Origin of the sequence: Streptomyces gamaensis (genome assembly GCF_042656465.1) — a bacterium.
Classification (GTDB): Bacteria; Actinomycetota; Actinomycetes; order Streptomycetales; family Streptomycetaceae; genus Streptomyces; species Streptomyces gamaensis.
The window spans coordinates 52,086-67,907 of record NZ_JBHSPB010000018.1 but is presented as its reverse complement, the minus strand read 5'-3'; the positions used below and the strand labels follow the sequence as shown (position 1 = coordinate 67,907).

14 protein-coding genes are annotated in these 15,822 nt (G+C 74.1%); 12 read left to right on the top strand and 2 right to left on the bottom strand.

Going from position 1 to position 15,822, the window contains the following annotated elements:
* Positions 1–137: 137 nt before the first annotated feature.
* Positions 138–980, bottom strand: a complete 843-nt coding sequence (locus ACFP1Z_RS25560) for an HAD family hydrolase (RefSeq protein ID WP_390319818.1) — start codon at positions 978–980, stop codon at positions 138–140.
* 452 nt (positions 981–1,432) lie between these two features.
* Between ACFP1Z_RS25560 and ssd the strand changes: the two genes are divergently transcribed.
* The 7 genes from ssd (at position 1,433) to ACFP1Z_RS25525 (ending at position 6,687) form a co-directional block, all read left to right on the top strand.
* Positions 1,433–2,563, top strand: coding sequence for a septum site-determining protein Ssd (ssd, locus tag ACFP1Z_RS25555; RefSeq protein ID WP_390319817.1), 1,131 nt, complete (start codon positions 1,433–1,435; stop codon positions 2,561–2,563).
* Complete coding sequence (locus ACFP1Z_RS25550) at positions 2,560–3,717, top strand: TadA family conjugal transfer-associated ATPase (RefSeq protein ID WP_390319815.1); 1,158 nt, start codon at positions 2,560–2,562, stop codon at positions 3,715–3,717. Before ssd ends, ACFP1Z_RS25550 begins: the two co-directional genes overlap by 4 nt.
* Positions 3,714–4,709: a type II secretion system F family protein gene (locus tag ACFP1Z_RS25545; RefSeq protein WP_390319814.1), complete on the top strand. Its 996-nt coding sequence runs from the start codon at positions 3,714–3,716 to the stop codon at positions 4,707–4,709. Before ACFP1Z_RS25550 ends, ACFP1Z_RS25545 begins: the two co-directional genes overlap by 4 nt.
* Positions 4,706–5,512 (top strand): type II secretion system F family protein, encoded by an 807-nt coding sequence (locus tag ACFP1Z_RS25540; protein ID WP_390319813.1) that lies wholly within the window; start codon positions 4,706–4,708, stop codon positions 5,510–5,512. The genes ACFP1Z_RS25545 and ACFP1Z_RS25540 overlap by 4 nt, the downstream gene beginning before the upstream one ends.
* Positions 5,513–5,722: 210 nt before the next feature.
* Positions 5,723–5,923, top strand: a complete 201-nt coding sequence (locus ACFP1Z_RS25535; RefSeq protein WP_390319901.1) for a DUF4244 domain-containing protein — start codon at positions 5,723–5,725, stop codon at positions 5,921–5,923.
* Positions 5,910–6,254: a TadE family type IV pilus minor pilin gene (locus tag ACFP1Z_RS25530; protein WP_390319812.1), complete on the top strand. Its 345-nt coding sequence runs from the start codon at positions 5,910–5,912 to the stop codon at positions 6,252–6,254. The genes ACFP1Z_RS25535 and ACFP1Z_RS25530 overlap by 14 nt, the downstream gene beginning before the upstream one ends.
* A gap of 25 nt (positions 6,255–6,279) precedes the next feature.
* Complete coding sequence (locus tag ACFP1Z_RS25525) at positions 6,280–6,687, top strand: Rv3654c family TadE-like protein (protein WP_390319810.1); 408 nt, start codon at positions 6,280–6,282, stop codon at positions 6,685–6,687.
* Positions 6,688–6,864: 177 nt separating this feature from the next.
* On the opposite strand, the gene ACFP1Z_RS25520 is transcribed toward ACFP1Z_RS25525, so the two are convergent.
* Entirely contained in the window at positions 6,865–9,321 is a 2,457-nt protein-coding gene (locus ACFP1Z_RS25520; RefSeq protein ID WP_390319808.1) for a DEAD/DEAH box helicase, read from the bottom strand.
* 54 nt (positions 9,322–9,375) lie between these two features.
* Here ACFP1Z_RS25520 and bldG point away from each other — a divergent pair, with 54 nt between their 5' ends.
* The 5 genes from bldG to ACFP1Z_RS25495 all read left to right on the top strand — a co-directional run bounded on the left by bldG (position 9,376) and on the right by ACFP1Z_RS25495 (position 15,516).
* A complete protein-coding gene (bldG, locus tag ACFP1Z_RS25515; protein WP_390319807.1) occupies positions 9,376–9,717 on the top strand; it encodes an anti-sigma factor antagonist BldG in 342 nt (113 codons plus the stop codon).
* A 117-nt stretch (positions 9,718–9,834) separates the two neighbouring features.
* Positions 9,835–10,281, top strand: a complete 447-nt coding sequence (locus ACFP1Z_RS25510; RefSeq protein ID WP_390319805.1) for an ATP-binding protein — start codon at positions 9,835–9,837, stop codon at positions 10,279–10,281.
* A 366-nt stretch (positions 10,282–10,647) separates the two neighbouring features.
* On the top strand, positions 10,648–13,035 hold the full coding sequence (locus ACFP1Z_RS25505) for a sodium-translocating pyrophosphatase (RefSeq protein WP_390319804.1): 2,388 nt from the start codon (positions 10,648–10,650) through the stop codon (positions 13,033–13,035).
* A 260-nt stretch (positions 13,036–13,295) separates the two neighbouring features.
* A complete protein-coding gene (locus tag ACFP1Z_RS25500) occupies positions 13,296–13,859 on the top strand; it encodes a small secreted protein (protein ID WP_390319803.1) in 564 nt (187 codons plus the stop codon).
* Positions 13,860–13,992: 133 nt separating this feature from the next.
* A complete protein-coding gene (locus ACFP1Z_RS25495; protein ID WP_390319802.1) occupies positions 13,993–15,516 on the top strand; it encodes a DUF7059 domain-containing protein in 1,524 nt (507 codons plus the stop codon).
* Positions 15,517–15,822: the final 306 nt, after the last annotated feature.

Genomic DNA, 15,822 nt, shown 5'->3' with positions numbered 1-15,822 from the left:
GTTCATGCGCGGTCCGTGGGGCCGTGGTGCGTAGAGGGCGTCCTCCCGGATGTCCCTGGTCTCGCGGGCCGTTGACTCCTTTCTACTCCGGCGACCCCCGAAGCGGAAGTCTGTCCCACAGTTCTTTACTTTTAGCTTCAAAATTGGGCATTGTGGACGATTGATTCGCGGCGGCGGGCCGTGAACCAGATGAGCCCCGCGGTCACGGCGGCGGCCCCGACGGCGGCCACGACAAGAGCCGGGCGCGAGGGCAGCGACAAGGACGGCAGGCGCTGTTTGAGCCGCACCGGGCGGTTGAACGAGAGCACGGGCCAGCCCCGCGCGGCGGCCTCGCGGCGCAGCGCGCGGTCGGGATTGACCGCGTGCGGACGGCCGACCGATGCGAGCATGGGTATATCGGTGGCCGAGTCGCTGTAGGCGTAACAGCGGGAGAGGTCATAGCCCTCCGACGCGGCCAGCTCCTTGATGGCCTCGGCCTTCGTCGGGCCGTAGGCGTAGTACTCGATCTCGCCGGTGAAGACGCCGTCCTCGACGACCATGCGGGTGGCGACCACCCGGTCCGCGCCGAGGAGTTCGCCGATGGGCTCGACGACCTCGGCGCCCGAGGTGCTCACGATCACCACGTCGCGCCCGGCGGCGTGGTGCGCCTCGATGAGGGAGGCCGCCTCGTCGTAAATGATCGGGTCGATGAGCTCGTGCAGGGTCTCGGCGACGATCTCGCGGACCTGCCGTACGTTCCACCCCCGGCACAGATTGGAGAGATACTCCCGCATCCGCTCCATCTGTTCGTGATCGGCGCCGCCGGCCAGGAAGACGAACTGCGTGTACGCGGTGCGCAGCGCGGCGCGCCTGTTGATCAGACCGCCCTGGTAGAAGGACTTGCCGAAGGTGAGCGTGCTGGACTTCGCAATGACCGTCTTGTCCAGATCAAAGAACGCGGCTGTCCGGGGCAACGAGTGGTTTTCCACGGTGCCGAGCATAGGGGCCCTCCATTCGGCGTAAGCTGAGGCGTGTGGGTTTGCCTGAGAAGGCTCTCGGGTACACCATGGAAGTCACGGATCGTTCGCGACCGTGTCTAACCCGGCCCGACTCCTCCCCCCCCGAGTCGGCCGTGGGGACGACCCCCGCTCTCCCCCCCGGCGGGGGTCGTCGCATGTCCGGACGCGTTTTACGGACTCCCGCGCCGCCCGCCCCCGCTCGTGCGAGGTCTCGTGCGGTGGCGCTCCACTCCTTCATACCCGTCACGCTGCGTAATCGCCAGGGTGCTCTCCGGAAGTCACCGGTATAGGTGACCGGGATATTCACAACCACTGGGTCGTCCCCAGTTTTTCATCAAGATCCACATGATTTTCCGGTTCCGTGCACGGTGATTCCCGGCGTCGTTCCGCGGTGTTCGCGGATGCGAGAGTGCGCCGTGGGACGGGGAGGGACCATGACGGGAACCGGCACATCCGATGGGCTGCCGCCCGCCGGGAGCAGGCGGCGCGGCCCGCTGATCGTCTCGGAGGACGAGGAGCTGCTCGACGACCTGCTGCGCCTGTGCGCGGCGGCCGGAGCCGTGCCCGAGGTGACGGCAGGGCCCCCGCCACGGGGACGCCGGGGGCGGGGCGCGCCGCTGGTCCTCGTCGGCGACGACCGCGCACGGCACTGGGACGGCGCCGCCGGGACGACCGCGGAAAGCGCGGAGCACGCGGAGAACATGGTGCTCGTCGGCAGGGATCCCGGCGACGCGGGCATCTGGCGGCGGGCCGTGCGCCTCGGTGCCCGCAGCGTGGCCCTGCTGCCCGACGACGAGGGCCGCCTCGTCGACCGCATCGCCGACGCCGTGGAGGACGCGGGCGGCCCGGCCCTGACCGTAGGCGTGATCGGCGGATGCGGAGGAGCGGGCGCGAGCACGCTGTCCTGCGCTCTCGCGGTGACCGCCGCCCGGACGGGCAGGCGCACCGTGCTCATCGACGGCGACCCGCTGGGCGGCGGCCTGGACGTCCTGCTCGGCGGCGAGTGCGCACGGGGGCTGCGCTGGCCCGCCTTCGCGGACTCCCGCGGCCGGCTCGCGGCCCAGGCGTTCGAGGAAGCCCTGCCGGAACTGCACGCGCTGCGGCTGCTGAGCTGGGACCGCGGCGGATGCCCGGCCGTACCGCCCGACGCGGTGCGGGCCGTGCTGGCGGCCGCGCGCCGGGGCGGCGGCGTGGTCGTCGTCGACCTGCCGCGCCGCCCGGACGAAGCGGCCGTGGAGGCCCTCGGACAGCTGGATCTGGGGCTGTTGGTGGTCCCCGCCGAGCTGCGTGCCGTCGCCGCGGCGCACCGGGTCGCCACGGCGGTCGGCACGGTGCTCGCGGACCTGCGGGCGGTGGTGCGCGGCCCGTGCGGGCCCGGGCTCGACGGCGAGGAGATCGCCCGGCTGCTGGGCCTGCCGCTCGCCGGTGAACTGCCGCCGGACGCACGCCTGTCGGCAGCGCTCGCCGCGGGCCGGCCGCCCGGCACGGACCACGGCCCGCTCGCCGCATTCTGCGCGGAGTTCTGGGCACAGGCGGCACCCGAGGAGGCGGTGGTGCCGGTATGAGCGCCGAACTGCTCGACGCGGTACGGCTCAGGCTCGCGGAGAGCGGCGCGGACCCCACGCCCGCCCGGGTCGCGGAGGCGCTGCGCACCGAGGGCCGCCTGCTCGGTGACGCCGAAGTGCTTGGCGTAGTAGCCAGGTTGAGGTCCGAGCTGGTCGGCACCGGACCGTTGCAGCGGCTGCTCGCCGAGCCCGAGGTCACCGATGTGCTCGTGACCGCGCCCGACGAGGTGTGGGTGGACCGCGGCTCGGGACTGGAGCGCACGGAGGTGACCTTCCCCGACGCCGCCGCGGTGCGCAGACTGGCGCAGCGGCTCGCCGCGATCGCCGGACGCCGGCTCGACGACGCCCGGCCCTGGGTGGACGCGCGGCTGCCCGACGGGACGCGGCTGCACGCGGTCCTGCCCCCGGTGGCTGTCGGTTCCACGTGCCTGTCGCTCCGGGTGGTGCGGCCGCGCGCCTTCACCCTCGACGATCTCGAAGCCGCGGGAACGGTGCCGCCGGGCGGAGCACGGCTGTTGCGGGCGATCGTGGACGCCCGGCTGTCCTTCCTCGTGAGCGGCGGGACCGGCTCCGGTAAGACCACGCTGCTGGCGACGATGCTGGGCCTCGTCGCCCGGGACGAACGCATCGTCCTGGCCGAGGACTCGGCGGAGCTGCGCCCCGATCACCCGCATGTGGTCCGGCTGGAGAGCCGCCCCGCGAACCAGGAGGGCAAAGGAGTCGTCACCCTGCGGGATCTGGTACGGCAGGCGTTGCGGATGCGTCCGGACCGGCTGGTGGTGGGCGAGGTCCGCGGTCCCGAGGTCACCGACCTGCTCGCGGCCCTCAACACCGGGCACGAGGGCGGCTGCGGCACGGTGCACGCCAATGCGGCGGCGGATGTCCCGGCCCGGCTGGAGGCGCTCGGCTCGACGGCCGGGCTCGACCGGGCCGCGCTGCACAGCCAGTTGGCGGCGGGTCTCTCGGTGGTGATCCACCTCATGCGCGACCGGGCGGGGCGGCGCCGTGTCGCCGAAGTGCACGTCCTCGACCGCGACGGCACCGGATTCGTCACGACCGTACCGGCGGCCGTCCGGTGCGCCGAGGGCTTCGGCGAGGCCCGTGGCTGGGCGCGGCTGGCGGAGCTGTGCGAGCGCGGCGGGGGTGTGCTGTGACCACGGGGGCCCTGACGGTGCCGCAGACGGCCTTCGGGTGCGCGGCGGCCCTGGGCGCGGCTGCTGTGATGTGGTCGCTGCACGGCCCGGACCGCGAACTGCGCCGCGCGAGACTGCTGTTCGCGGGCGGCGGAGCGGCCGGCGGCGGCGTGCGGCCGCCCGGGTGGGCCGTCGAACAGTACGCCCGGCTGTGCCGACTGGCCCGGGAGAGAAGCGAGTTGGCCTGTCTGCCGATCGGAGGGCTTGTGGCCCTGCTGGGCGGATCCGTGCTGCCGCTGCTCGCGGCGGCCGTGGCCGTGCCGCTCGTCCGGCGGTGGCTCGCAGCCCGGCGGGAGCAGCGTGAGCGCGAGGCGCGGGAGGCGGCGGTGATCGATCTGTGCGGCACCGTCGCGGGCGACCTGCGGGCCGGCAGACAGCCCGGTGAGGCGCTGGCCGAGGCGCCGGTGGGGGAGTTGGGGCCGCACTGGGCGGCGGTCGCGGCGGCCGCGAGGTTCGGCGGCGACGTGCCCCAGGCCCTGCGGGGCGTGGGCCGGCTGCCCGGGGGTGAGGGGCTGTGCGGCATGGCCGCGTGCTGGCAGGTCGCGGTGGACGGCGGAGCCGGGCTGGCGGCGGGCCTGGAGCGGGTCGCGGCCGCCCTGAGCGCCGAGCGGGACCAACGGGAGGAGCTGAGAGCCCAGTTGGCGGGAACGCGGTCGACGGCGTTGATGCTCGCCGCCCTGCCCGTCCTGGCGCTCCTGATGGGCGCGGCGCTCGGCGCGGCACCGCTGCGCGTGCTGCTGCACACCCCGGCGGGGCTCGGCTGTCTGGCGCTCGGCGGAGCCCTGGAGGGCGCGGGGGTCGCGTGGACGCGCCGCATCGTGCGGGTCGCCGAAGGCACGGACCGCAGCGCGGAAGGGGCGAGGCGGAACGCCGGAGAGCCGGTCCCGGGCCCGGGAGGGCCGGGGCGGCGCGCCACAGCGGTCCGGCACACGGGGAAGGCGGGGACGTTGTGATCGAAGGTTTTGTCCACAGCCTGTGGGTGATGCTGCTGCTGGGCCTGGCACCCCTGTTCGTGATGATGCTCGCGAGCGAGGAGCGCCGGGAGCGGGCGACGCGGCGGCGCCTGCGGTCGATGTTCGCAGCGGAGGCGGCCGCGGGGCCACCGAGGGGGGTCGCGCTGCGCCGGTTCTGGGAGGAACGCGGCCCCTCTGCGCGGGAAGTGCTCTCCGCCGTGGCGGTGTTGGGCGCCGGTGCGGTCCTCGTCGGCGGGGTCGTGGGGGTGCTGGTCGGAGCCGTCGCGGCCTACGGCGTGCGGTGGTGGCTGCGCCGGGCGAGGAACAGCGCCGGTGCTGCCCCGGACGAGCCGGCCCGGGCCGTGGAGCGGCAACTGCCGCTCGCCGCCGATCTGATGGCCGCGTGCCTCGCTGCGGGCGCCGGGCCGGGAGAGGCGGCGGAGGTGGTCGGCGGCTCGCTCGGCGGACCCGTGGGGGAGCGGCTCGCCCGGGCCGCCGCGGAGGTACGGCTCGGAGGGGACCCGGCGGCCGCCTGGAACCGGCTCGGCCGGCTGACCGGGGCCCGGGGGCTCGCGCGCTGCCTGGCGCGGGCCCAGGCGACGGGGGTGCCCGCGGTGGAGCCCGTGTCCTTGCTCGCCGGGCGGCTGCGCGCCGAGCGGGGCAGGTCCGCGGGCATACGGGCCCGGCGCGCGGGCGTCCTGGCGACGGTCCCGCTGGGGGTGTGCTTCCTGCCCGCCTTCCTGGCGCTCGGCGTGGTGCCGGTGGTCATCGGACTGGCGAAGGTCCTGATGGCAGGCGGTTGAAAGCCGGGCGAGGGCGGGCCCGGCCGGAGGCACCGGGGCAGCAGTGGGCGATGGCGATCGTAAGGACGGCGGCTGTCGCCGCGCAGGACGACGGCGGCGCGCAGGGCGGCGCCGGGAGAACCGGGGAAACCGGACGAAGCAACGAGAACGGGGGACGTGGCAATGAACACGGCGATGGACACGGCGATGGACGTGGCGATGGACCGGGCGATGACGGTGGCGCGGTGGTGGTCGCTGCGATGGCGGCGGGTGCGGGCCGGGGGCGATGCGGGGATGTCCACGGCGGAGTACGCCGTGGGCACCCTGGCGGCCTGTGCCCTGGCCGCCGTGCTGTACAAGGTGGTCACGAGCGGGGCGGTCAGCGCGGCTCTGCAGGAGGTCATCGGGAAGGCGCTCCATGCGCCGTTCTGACCGGGGCTATGTGACGGCCGAGGCCGCGCTGGTGCTGCCGGCGCTGGTGCTGTTCGGCATGGCGCTGCTGTGGGGCCTGATGGCCGCGTCCGCGCAGATCCGCTGTGTGGACGCGGCACGGGCCGGAGCGAGGGCCGCCGCACGTCAGGATCCGCCGCCCGCGGCGGTCGCGGCGGCCGGGGCGGCTGCCCCGCCGGGGGCGCGGATCGCGGTGACGCGGGAGGGAGATCTGGTGCGGGTGCGGGTCGAGGCCCGCACGGCCGGGCCGGGACCCCTGGCCCTGCGGGTACGGGGAGAGGCGGTGGCCCTTGCGGAGGAGACGGTCGGATGACCGCGGGTCGGCGACGGTGTGGACGGTGATCGCCACGGCGGCGTTCTGCGCGGTGTTCGCGGGGCTGCTGGCCATGACCGCGGCGATCATGGCCCGGCACCGCGCCGGGGGCGCGGCGGATCTCGCGGTGCTCGCCGCCGCCGACCACGCGCTGCAGGGCGAGGAGACCGCGTGCGGCCTCGCCCGGCGCGTGGCCGGGGCCCAGGGGGCCGTGGTGGTGCGCTGCGCCGTCGCCGGGGAGACCGCCGACGTCGCGGCCGAGGCACGGGCCGGTCCCTACACGGTCCGGGCGCGCTCCCGCGCGGGGCCCGCCGAGGGGCCGGGTGCGGTTCCGGGTGCGGTTCCGGATGCCGGGGCGGGCGGTCCGTCCGGCGCGGCGGGCGGACCGACGGGTGCCGCGGGTGGTGCGGCGGGCGGCCTCCAACGACGGTAGCGCGGGCCGAGCGGCCCGCCGGTGCGATGCCGGGTCACCTGTGGCGCGGCGTCGGATCACCTGGCCTGGCTGCGGGTCGGCGGGCTGCTGCCCCGCCTCGGCGGCCCGCCCGCAACAGCCTCACGCGCGAGGGCGGTTCCCCGTCGGGCCGTCCTACGGCTCTTCCTACGGCTCTTTCTACGGCTCTTCCGGCGGCTCGTCAGGGGCGTTCGTCAGCAGGCGGGTCAGCAGCCGGACGGCGGCGTGCTTGTCGAGTGGGTCGTTGCCGTTGCCGCACTTGGGGGACTGGACGCACGACGGGCAGCCCGAGGCGCACTCGCAGGAGGCGATGGCCTCGCGGGTGGCCGTGAGCCAGCGGGCGGCGGTGTGGAAGGCGCGTTCGGCGAAGCCCGCGCCGCCGGGGTGGCCGTCGTAGACGAAGACGGTGGGCAGGAGCGTGTCGGGGTGGAGGGGGACGGAGACGCCGCCGATGTCCCAGCGGTCGCAGGTGGCGAAGAGCGGCAGCATGCCGATCGAGGCGTGCTCGGCGGCGTGCAGGGCCCCGCCCAGGGCCTCGGGCGGGATCCGGGCGTCGTCGAGGGCGTCCTCGGTGACGGTCCACCACACGGCGCGGGTGCGCAGGGTGCGGGGCGGCAGGTCCAGTTTCGTCTCGCCGAGGACCTCGCCCGTGATGAGCTTGCGGCGCAGGAAGGAGACGACCTGGTTGGTGACCTCGACCGAGCCGAAGCACAGCCGCGCGTCCCCCCAGGGGACCTCGGCGTCGGTGTGCAGGACGGAGACGGCCGTGGTGTCGCGGGCCGTCGTCGAGTACGGCGGGTCGGCCTGTTCCACCAGGGCGACGGACTCGCCCAGGTCGAGCCGGCGCACGAGATAGGTGCGGCCCTGGTGGAGGTGGACGGCTCCCTCGTGGACGGTGGAGTGCGCGGCGGAGGCGTCCACGGTGCCCAGCAGCCGCCCCGTGCCCTCCTCGACGACCTGGACCGGCCGGCCGCCCTCGCCGCGGATGTCGGTGAGGTCGGCCGCCCGCTCCCGGCGGGTCCAGTGCCAGGCGGTGCCCCGGCGGCGCAGCAGTCTGCGGTCCTCAAGCCGGGCGAGCACGCCCGGGGTCGCGGGCCCGAACAGGGACAGATCGGCCTCGGTGAGCGGGAGTTCGGCGGCCGCGGCGCACAGATGGGGGGCGAGGACGTAGGGGTTGTCGGGGTCGAGGACGGTGGACTCCACGGGCTGCCGGAAGAGGGCCTCGGGGTGGTGGACGAGATAGGTGTCCAGCGGGTCGTCCCGGGCGACGAGGACCGCGAGGGCGCCTCGGCCCGTACGGCCCGCGCGCCCGGCCTGCTGCCACAGCGAGGCCCGGGTGCCGGGGTAGCCGGAGAGGAGGACGGCGTCGAGGCCGGCGACGTCGACGCCGAGTTCGAGGGCGGAGGTGGCGGACAGGCCCAGCAGTTCGCCGGAGTGCAGGGCGCCTTCGAGGGCACGGCGTTCCTCGGGCAGGTAGCCGCCCCGGTAGGCGGCGACGCGCGGCGGCAGGGAGCGGTCGACGGCGGCCAGGCGTTCCTGGGCGATGAGGGAGACGAGTTCGGCGCCGCGCCGGGAGCGGGTGAACGCCACGGTGCGCACGCCCTGGACGACGAGGTCGGTGAGGAGCTCGGCGGTCTCGGCGGTGGCCGTGCGGCGCACGGGGGCGCCGCGTTCGCCGTGGAGTTCGGTGAGCGGGGGTTCCCAGAGGGCGAAGACCAGCTCGCCGCGGGGCGAGGCGTCCTCGGTGATCTCCACGACGGGCAGCCCGGTCAGCCGGGTCGCGGCGGTGGCCGGGTCGGAGGCGGTGGCGGAGGCGAGCAGGAAGACGGGGTCCGAGCCGTAGCGGGCGCACACGCGCCGCAGCCGGCGGAGCACCTGGGCGACGTGCGAGCCGAAGACGCCGCGGTAGGTGTGGCACTCGTCGACCACGACATAGCGCAGGGCGCGCAGGAAGGAGGACCACTTGGGGTGCGCGGGCAGCACGGAGCGGTGGAGCATGTCCGGGTTGGTGAGCGCGTAGTTGGCGTACTGGCGCACCCACTCGCGCTCCTCGGCAGGGGTGTCCCCGTCGTAGAGGGCGGCCCGGACGCCCTTGCCCAGGGGGGCGGCGAGCTCCCGCACGGCGCGGTGCTGGTCGGCGGCGAGCGCCTTGGTGGGCGCGAGGTACAGGGCGGTCGCGCCGCGGCCGTTGGGTGCCTCGGAGCCGTCCAGCAGCGTGCTGAGGACCGGCGCCAGATAGGCCAGGGACTTGCCGGAGGCGGTGCCGGTGGCCACCACGACCGACTCGCCGCGCAGCGCGTGCCCGGCCGCGCGGGCCTGGTGGGCCCAGGGCCGCTCGATCCCGGCCGCCCGGATCGCCTCGGTCACCTCGGGCCGGATCTTCTCAGGCCAGGGGGCATGACGTCCCGGGCGCGGGGGCAAGTGCTCCGTATGAGTGATGCGTGCAGCCCGGCGGTCCCCGGCGGTCAGTCGGTCGAGGACTGCCCGGGGAGCGGGATGTACGCCCGCCTCCGGCGGGAGTTGATCGTTGGCCATCGGCACCGAGTGTGTCACTGGCGTGACGGACAATGGCGCCAAGGCGTCGTGCACGCCTGCCGGTAAGTGATTGAATGCCATCGCGGCTGCCGATCCATGGGGGGCGACCGCTCGATGCAAGGTGCTGGAGGATCCGTGGACCTGTCCCTGTCGACCGAGACCGTGGGCGACCGTACGGTTGTCAAGGTCGGTGGCGAGATTGATGTGTACACCGCGCCCAAGCTGCGGGAGCAGCTGGTCGAGCTCGTCAACGACGGCAGTTATCACCTCGTCGTGGACATGGAGGGCGTCGACTTCCTCGACTCCACCGGGCTCGGCGTGCTGGTCGGCGGCCTGAAGCGGGTGCGTGCCCACGAGGGCTCGCTGCGCCTGGTGTGCAACCAGGAGCGCATTCTGAAGATTTTCCGGATCACGGGCCTGACCAAGGTGTTCCCGATCCACACCTCGGTCCAGGAGGCCGTGACGGCGACCGACTGACGGCCGCGCTGGAAGACGCTCACGCGGGGGCGGCCGGTCGGTGATCCGGCCCCTCGCGAGTCAGCCCTTTTCCGGCAGAGTGGGGAAAGGGGCACGGGTACGACCGAGGGGGATGGCATGGCCACCGTCGAACTGCTCTTCAGCGCCCTTCCCGAGCACGTCCGTACCGCCCGCCTGGTGGCGGCCGCGGTGGCGCGCCGGGCGGGGGTCGACGAGGCCGTGCTCGACGAGGTCAGGCTCGCGGTCGGCGAGGCCTGTTCGCGCGCCGTGGGGCTGCATGTCGCCCATGGAGTGGCCGCCCCCGTGCGCGTGGTGCTGATCGAGGACGAGAAGAAGTTCTCCATCGAGGTCGCCGACGACGCGCCCCGCCCGGCCGCCGCGACCGTCCCCTCCGCCAACGGCTCCGGCCGGCCCGCGCCCGAGGAGCCCGCTGCCGACGGCGAGGACGACATGGGGCTGGCCGTGATCAGCGGTCTGGTCGACGATGTCGAGGTGACCGCGGGCGAGTCGGGCGGGCTGATCCGGATGAGCTGGCCGACGACGCCGGCGCCGGTGCTGCCGTAGCCGCGCGTCCGCCGGGCGCCGGAGGAGCCCTCGGCGCCCTGCCGTAACTGTTCTGCGTTTCCCGGCCCCTTGCGCTCCTGCCGCGTCCTCAGCGGGAATTCGTCCGCCGGGTGGCGGGTGAAATCCCTTCCCGATCTCCAGCTGGAGATCCGCTCCTTGCGGATCTTCTCAACGGCGAATGATCCGGTGCCGCCGCCGTCGGCCGGCCGGTCCCGTCGGCCGGGTCCCGTCGTCGGCGCCACCTGTCGGGTTGTCGCGGCGCTCCCTACAATCCGTCCAGCTTGAGCTCAGGACGCCTGAGCGTGGCGGCTGCTCCGCGGTCGCGGGTCGGTCGCGCGCCCATGTGCCAAACGTCAGGGAGGACGAATGGCGGGGCCCCTTACCCCTCAACAGGTGGACTTCACGCACCAGCTGGCAGCCGAGCTGACCGAGGGCAACCGTGTCATGGTGGCGGTGATCGCGGCCGTCTCCCTCGCGGCGCTCGTGGTCGCGGTGGTGCTCCTCCGGCAGGTTCTCAGGGCCGGTGAGGGCACCGAGGCGATGAGAAGGATCGCCGCGGCCGTGCAGGAAGGCGCGAACGCCTATCTGGCACGGCAGTTGCGCACGCTCGGCGTCTTCGCCGTGGTCGTGTTCTTTCTGCTCATGCTGCTGCCGGCGGACAACTGGTCGCAGCGCATGGGCCGTTCCGGGTTCTTCCTCGTCGGCGCGCTGTTCTCGGCGGCCACCGGGTACATCGGGATGTGGCTCGCGGTGCGCAGCAACGTCCGGGTCGCCGCGGCCGCGCGCGAGGCGACGCCCGCGGCGGGGGAGAGCACGGCCGATTCCCGGACCGTCTCCCACCGGGCCATGAGGATCGCGTTCCGTACGGGCGGCGTCGTCGGCATGTTCACGGTCGGTCTCGGCCTGCTCGGCGCCTCCTGCGTCGTGCTCGTCTACGCGGCCGACGCGCCCAAGGTGCTGGAGGGCTTCGGTTTCGGCGCCGCGCTGCTCGCGATGTTCATGCGGGTCGGCGGCGGCATCTTCACCAAGGCCGCCGACGTCGGCGCCGACCTCGTCGGCAAGGTCGAGCAGGGCATTCCCGAGGACGATCCGCGCAACGCCGCGACCATCGCGGACAACGTGGGCGACAACGTCGGCGACTGCGCGGGCATGGCCGCCGACCTCTTCGAGTCCTACGCCGTCACGCTCGTCGCCGCGCTGATCCTGGGCAAGGCCGCCTTCGGCGACTCCGGTCTCGCCTTCCCGCTGCTCGTGCCCGCCATCGGTGTGGTCACCGCGATGATCGGCATCTTCGCGGTCGCGCCGCGGCGGGGCGACCGCAGCGGTATGACGGCGATCAACCGCGGCTTCTTCGTCTCGGCGGTGATCTCGCTGGCCCTGGTGGCCGCGGCGGCGTTCACGTATCTGCCCTCCTCCTACGCCGGTTTGAAGGGGCTCGGCGACGCGGAGATCGCCGGCCGCGGCGGCGACCCGCGGGTGCTCGCGCTCGTCGCGGTGGCCATCGGCATCGTCCTCGCGGCGCTCATCCAGCAGCTCACCGGCTATTTCACCGAGACCTCGCGGCGGCCCGTGCGCGATCTGGGCCGGACCTCGCTGACCGGGCCCGCGACCGTCGTGCTCGCCGGGGTCTCCATCGGCCTGGAGTCGGCGGTGTACTCGGCGGTGCTGATCGCGCTGAGCGTCTACGGGGCGTTCCTGCTCGGCGGCACCTCGATCATGCTGGCGCTGTTCGCCGTCGCGCTGGCCGGCACGGGTCTGCTGACGACCGTCGGCGTCATCGTCGCGATGGACACCTTCGGCCCGGTCTCCGACAACGCCCAGGGCATCGCGGAGATGTCCGGCGACGTCGAGGGCGCGGGCGCGCGGGTGCTCACGGAACTCGACGCCGTGGGCAACACCACCAAGGCGATCACCAAGGGCATCGCGATCGCGACGGCGGTGCTGGCCGCGTCGGCGCTGTTCGGCTCGTACCGCGACGCGATCGACACGGCGGTGCGGGACGTGCACGCCAACGCCCGGGCGCTCGGGCTGCAGCTGAACATCTCGCAGCCCAACAACCTCGTCGGGCTCGTGCTCGGCGCCGCGGTCGTCTTCCTCTTCTCGGGGCTGGCCATCAACGCGGTCTCGCGCTCGGCCGGTTCGGTGGTCTACGAGGTGCGCCGGCAGTTCCGCGAGCATCCGGGGATCATGGACCACAGTGAGAAGCCGGAGTACGGGCGGGTCGTCGACATCTGCACCAAGGACGCGCTGCGCGAGCTGGCCACGCCCGGGCTGCTCGCCGTCATGGCGCCCATCGCCGTCGGCTTCGCGCTCGGCGTCGGCGCGCTCGGCTCGTACCTCGCGGGGGCGATCGGCACGGGCACGCTCATGGCCGTCTTCCTGGCCAACTCCGGCGGCGCGTGGGACAACGCCAAGAAGCTCGTCGAGGACGGGCACCACGGCGGCAAGGGCAGCGACGCGCACGCCGCGACCGTCATCGGTGACACGGTGGGCGACCCGTTCAAGGACACGGCGGGCCCCGCGATCAACCCGCTGCTGAAGGTGATGAACCTGGTGGCGCTGCTGATCGCCCCCGCCGTCGTGAAGTTCTCCTACGGGGTGGACGCCAGCAAGGGGCTGCGGTTCGGCGTCGCGGCACTGGCAGTCGTCGTCATCATCGGCGCGGTGTACGTCTCCAAGCGGCGCGCCGTGACCGTCGACGGCGGTGACAGCGGGGTGCCGGCGAAGTCCACGGACGCGGCGGTGGTGTCCTGACGGCGGTGCGCCGGCAGGGCGTGCGGCGGCCCTCGGCAGTACGGGCGGACGGCGTGCGCGGCGCGCGGCCCGCCCGTACGCGCGCGCGTACGCCTGCCCGTACGCGCCGCTGTGTTCCCCGTTCCGGAGGATGCGGGGAATGCCACTCCCCGCTTGGTGCAAATGGCTTCAAAACCGGATCAAGGGGATGCCCGGCTCTCGGCCGCTCCCAGGCGGACGTGTAAGTTCCGGGGCCGAGAGCCATCGAAGGGACCGATCCGGTGAACAAGAAGCTCGTGGCAGCCCTGTCCGGCGGTGCGGCGCTCGTGCTGGCGCTGACCGGCTGCGGGGGCGAAAGCGGCAACAAGAAGCTCGACAACTGGGCCAAGAAGATCTGCGACCAGATGCCGCCCCAGGTCAAGCGGATCCAGGACGCCAACCACCAGATCGCCGGCGTCCAGACCGACGAGGACTCCAAGAAGGTCCAGGAGACCGACTCGGCGGCCTTCCAGACCAACGTGGACGCCTACAAGTCCCTTGCCGCGGTGGTGCAGAACGCGGGCGCGCCCCCCGTCAAGGGCGGCGAGGCCAACCAGAAGGACGCCGTCAAGGCACTTGAGGACCTCTCCGGCTCCTACGCCGAACTCAAGAAGCGCATCGACGCACTCGACGTGAACAACAAGTCCCAGTTCGGCGAGAGCCTCAAGGGCATCGCCGCCGACATCGGCAAGCTGGGCGGCAAGAGCGACGACGCGCTCAAGAAGCTGCAGTCCGGCGACGTCGGCAAGGCGATGGCCAAGCACCCCGGCTGCCAGAAGACCCCGGCCACGCCCTCCGCGAAGTAGCCGCCGCCCGGCGGCCGTTGACCCGGCCCGGTGCCGCACCCGGCACCGGGCCGCGGCGTGTCCGCGCCCCGCCCGGCCCCGCGCCGGGATGCGGCTTTCGGCTTTTGCCGGTGCCGCCCGCGACAATGGCCGGGTGAGTACGCACCTCCCCACCGCCGACCCCACGCGCACCCCGCGCCTGCGCGACGCCCTGCTCGCCGCCGCCTTCACCGCCGACGGCCTGCTCGACCTGCTGGGCGCCCCCGCCTACGCCGCCCTCGCCCGCAGCGAGACCGTCCCCGCGCTGCGCGCCACCCGCGGCGACAGCCCGCTTCAGACCCTGGTGCGGCTGTTCCTGCTGCAGCGTCCCGTCGACCGCGCCCGGGCGGCCGCCGCGCTGCCCGTCGACGACTGCCTCGCCGACGGCTGGCTCGTACGGGACGGGGACCAGGTGCGCGCGAGTGTCGACGTGCGCCCGTACGGCGGCCCCGAGGGGCAGGACTGGTGGATCGTCTCCGACCTGGGCTGCGCCGTCGGCGGGGCCGGCGGCATCGCCGGGGGCGGCGGGCCCGCCGGCGTCGACCGCTCCGAGCTCGTCCTCGGTGTCGGCGGCGCCTCCACGACCCTCGCCGGGATCACCGTCCGTACGCCCGTCGCGAGCGCCCTCGACCTCGGCACGGGCTCCGGCATCCAGGCCCTGCACGCCGCCCAGCACGCGGCCCGCGTCACCGCCACCGACCTCAACCCGCGCGCCCTGCGCATCGCGGGCCTGACTCTCGCGCTGTCCGGCGCGCCCGAGGCCGACCTGCGCGAGGGCTCGCTCTTCGAGCCGGCCGGCCGGGACACCTTCGACCTGATCGTCTCCAACCCGCCGTTCGTGATCTCGCCGGGCGCCCGGCTGACGTACCGGGACGGCGGCATGGGCGGCGACGAGCTGTGCCGCACCCTCGTGCGGCAGTCGGCGGACCGCCTCAACGACGGCGGCTACTGCCAGCTGCTGGCCAACTGGCAGCACGTCGAGGGCGAGGACTGGCGGGAGCGGCTGTCCTCCTGGGTGCCGCGCGGCTGCGACGCGTGGATCGTCCAGCGCGAGGTGCAGGACGTCGCCCAGTACGCCGAGCTGTGGCTGCGCGACGCCGGTGACCACCGCACCTCCCCCGAGGAGTACGCGGCCCGTTACGACGCGTGGCTGGAGGAGTTCGCCGCCCGCCGGACGAAGGCCGTCGGATTTGGCTGGATCACGCTGCGTAAGTCCGGCGCCGAGCGCCCCTCCGTCATCGCCGAGGAGTGGCCGCACCCGGTCGAGCAGCCCCTCGGCGAGGCCGTCCGCGGCCACTTCGAGCGCCAGGACTTCCTGCGCTCGCACGACGACGCGGCCCTCCTCGCGTCCCGCTTCACCCTCGCCGCGGAGGTCGTCCAGGAGCAGGTCGGGCTGCCCGGCGCGGAGGACCCCGAGCACGTGGTGCTGCGGCAGAACCGCGGTATGCGCAGGGCGACGAAGGTCGACACCGTGGGCGCGGGCTTCGCGGGCGTGTGTGACGGGACTCTCACCGCGGGCCGCATCCTCGACGCCATCGCGAGCCTCGTGGGCGAGGACCCGGTGCGCCTGCGCGACCGTACGCCGGAGGCGATCCGGCTGCTCGTCGAGCAGGGCTTCCTGGAGCCGCTCGACAGCTGACGGCCCGGCGGGCCCCGACGCATGACAGGGCCCGAAGGAGGGGTCGGGTTCGCGTCAAGTTCGCGCGTACGTCGTACGGGGGTGCCGCGCGCTCCCGTACGGACGCCGGCCGGCCGCGCCCGGCCCCGGCCCGCGAGCCCCAGGACACCGCGGACACCCCACCGGCGCACAGGGGACACCACGCGAAACCCCTGCATACTGCCGTCACAGGGCCCGTGAGCTGCCGCGCAGCCGCCCCGGAGCGACCTTCACCCCGCCGGTGCGGTGGTCCGGGCGGCAGGCAGGCCGCTTGTCGGGTTACCGTTC

What these genes read in the sequence shown, in the direction of transcription:
- ACFP1Z_RS25530 (WP_390319812.1), top strand. Translation starts at nt 5,910, where the DNA reads ATGCGCCGTTCTGACCGGGGCTATGTGACGGCCGAGGCCGCGCTGGTG.
- ACFP1Z_RS25535 (WP_390319901.1), top strand. Translation starts at nt 5,723, where the DNA reads ATGACGGTGGCGCGGTGGTGGTCGCTGCGATGGCGGCGGGTGCGGGCC.
- ssd (WP_390319817.1), top strand. Translation starts at nt 1,433, where the DNA reads ATGACGGGAACCGGCACATCCGATGGGCTGCCGCCCGCCGGGAGCAGG.
- ACFP1Z_RS25510 (WP_390319805.1), top strand. Translation starts at nt 9,835, where the DNA reads ATGGCCACCGTCGAACTGCTCTTCAGCGCCCTTCCCGAGCACGTCCGT.
- ACFP1Z_RS25550 (WP_390319815.1), top strand. Translation starts at nt 2,560, where the DNA reads ATGAGCGCCGAACTGCTCGACGCGGTACGGCTCAGGCTCGCGGAGAGC.
- ACFP1Z_RS25505 (WP_390319804.1), top strand. Translation starts at nt 10,648, where the DNA reads ATGGCGGGGCCCCTTACCCCTCAACAGGTGGACTTCACGCACCAGCTG.
- ACFP1Z_RS25520 (WP_390319808.1), bottom strand. Translation starts at nt 9,321, where the DNA reads ATGGCATTCAATCACTTACCGGCAGGCGTGCACGACGCCTTGGCGCCA.
- ACFP1Z_RS25560 (WP_390319818.1), bottom strand. Translation starts at nt 980, where the DNA reads ATGCTCGGCACCGTGGAAAACCACTCGTTGCCCCGGACAGCCGCGTTC.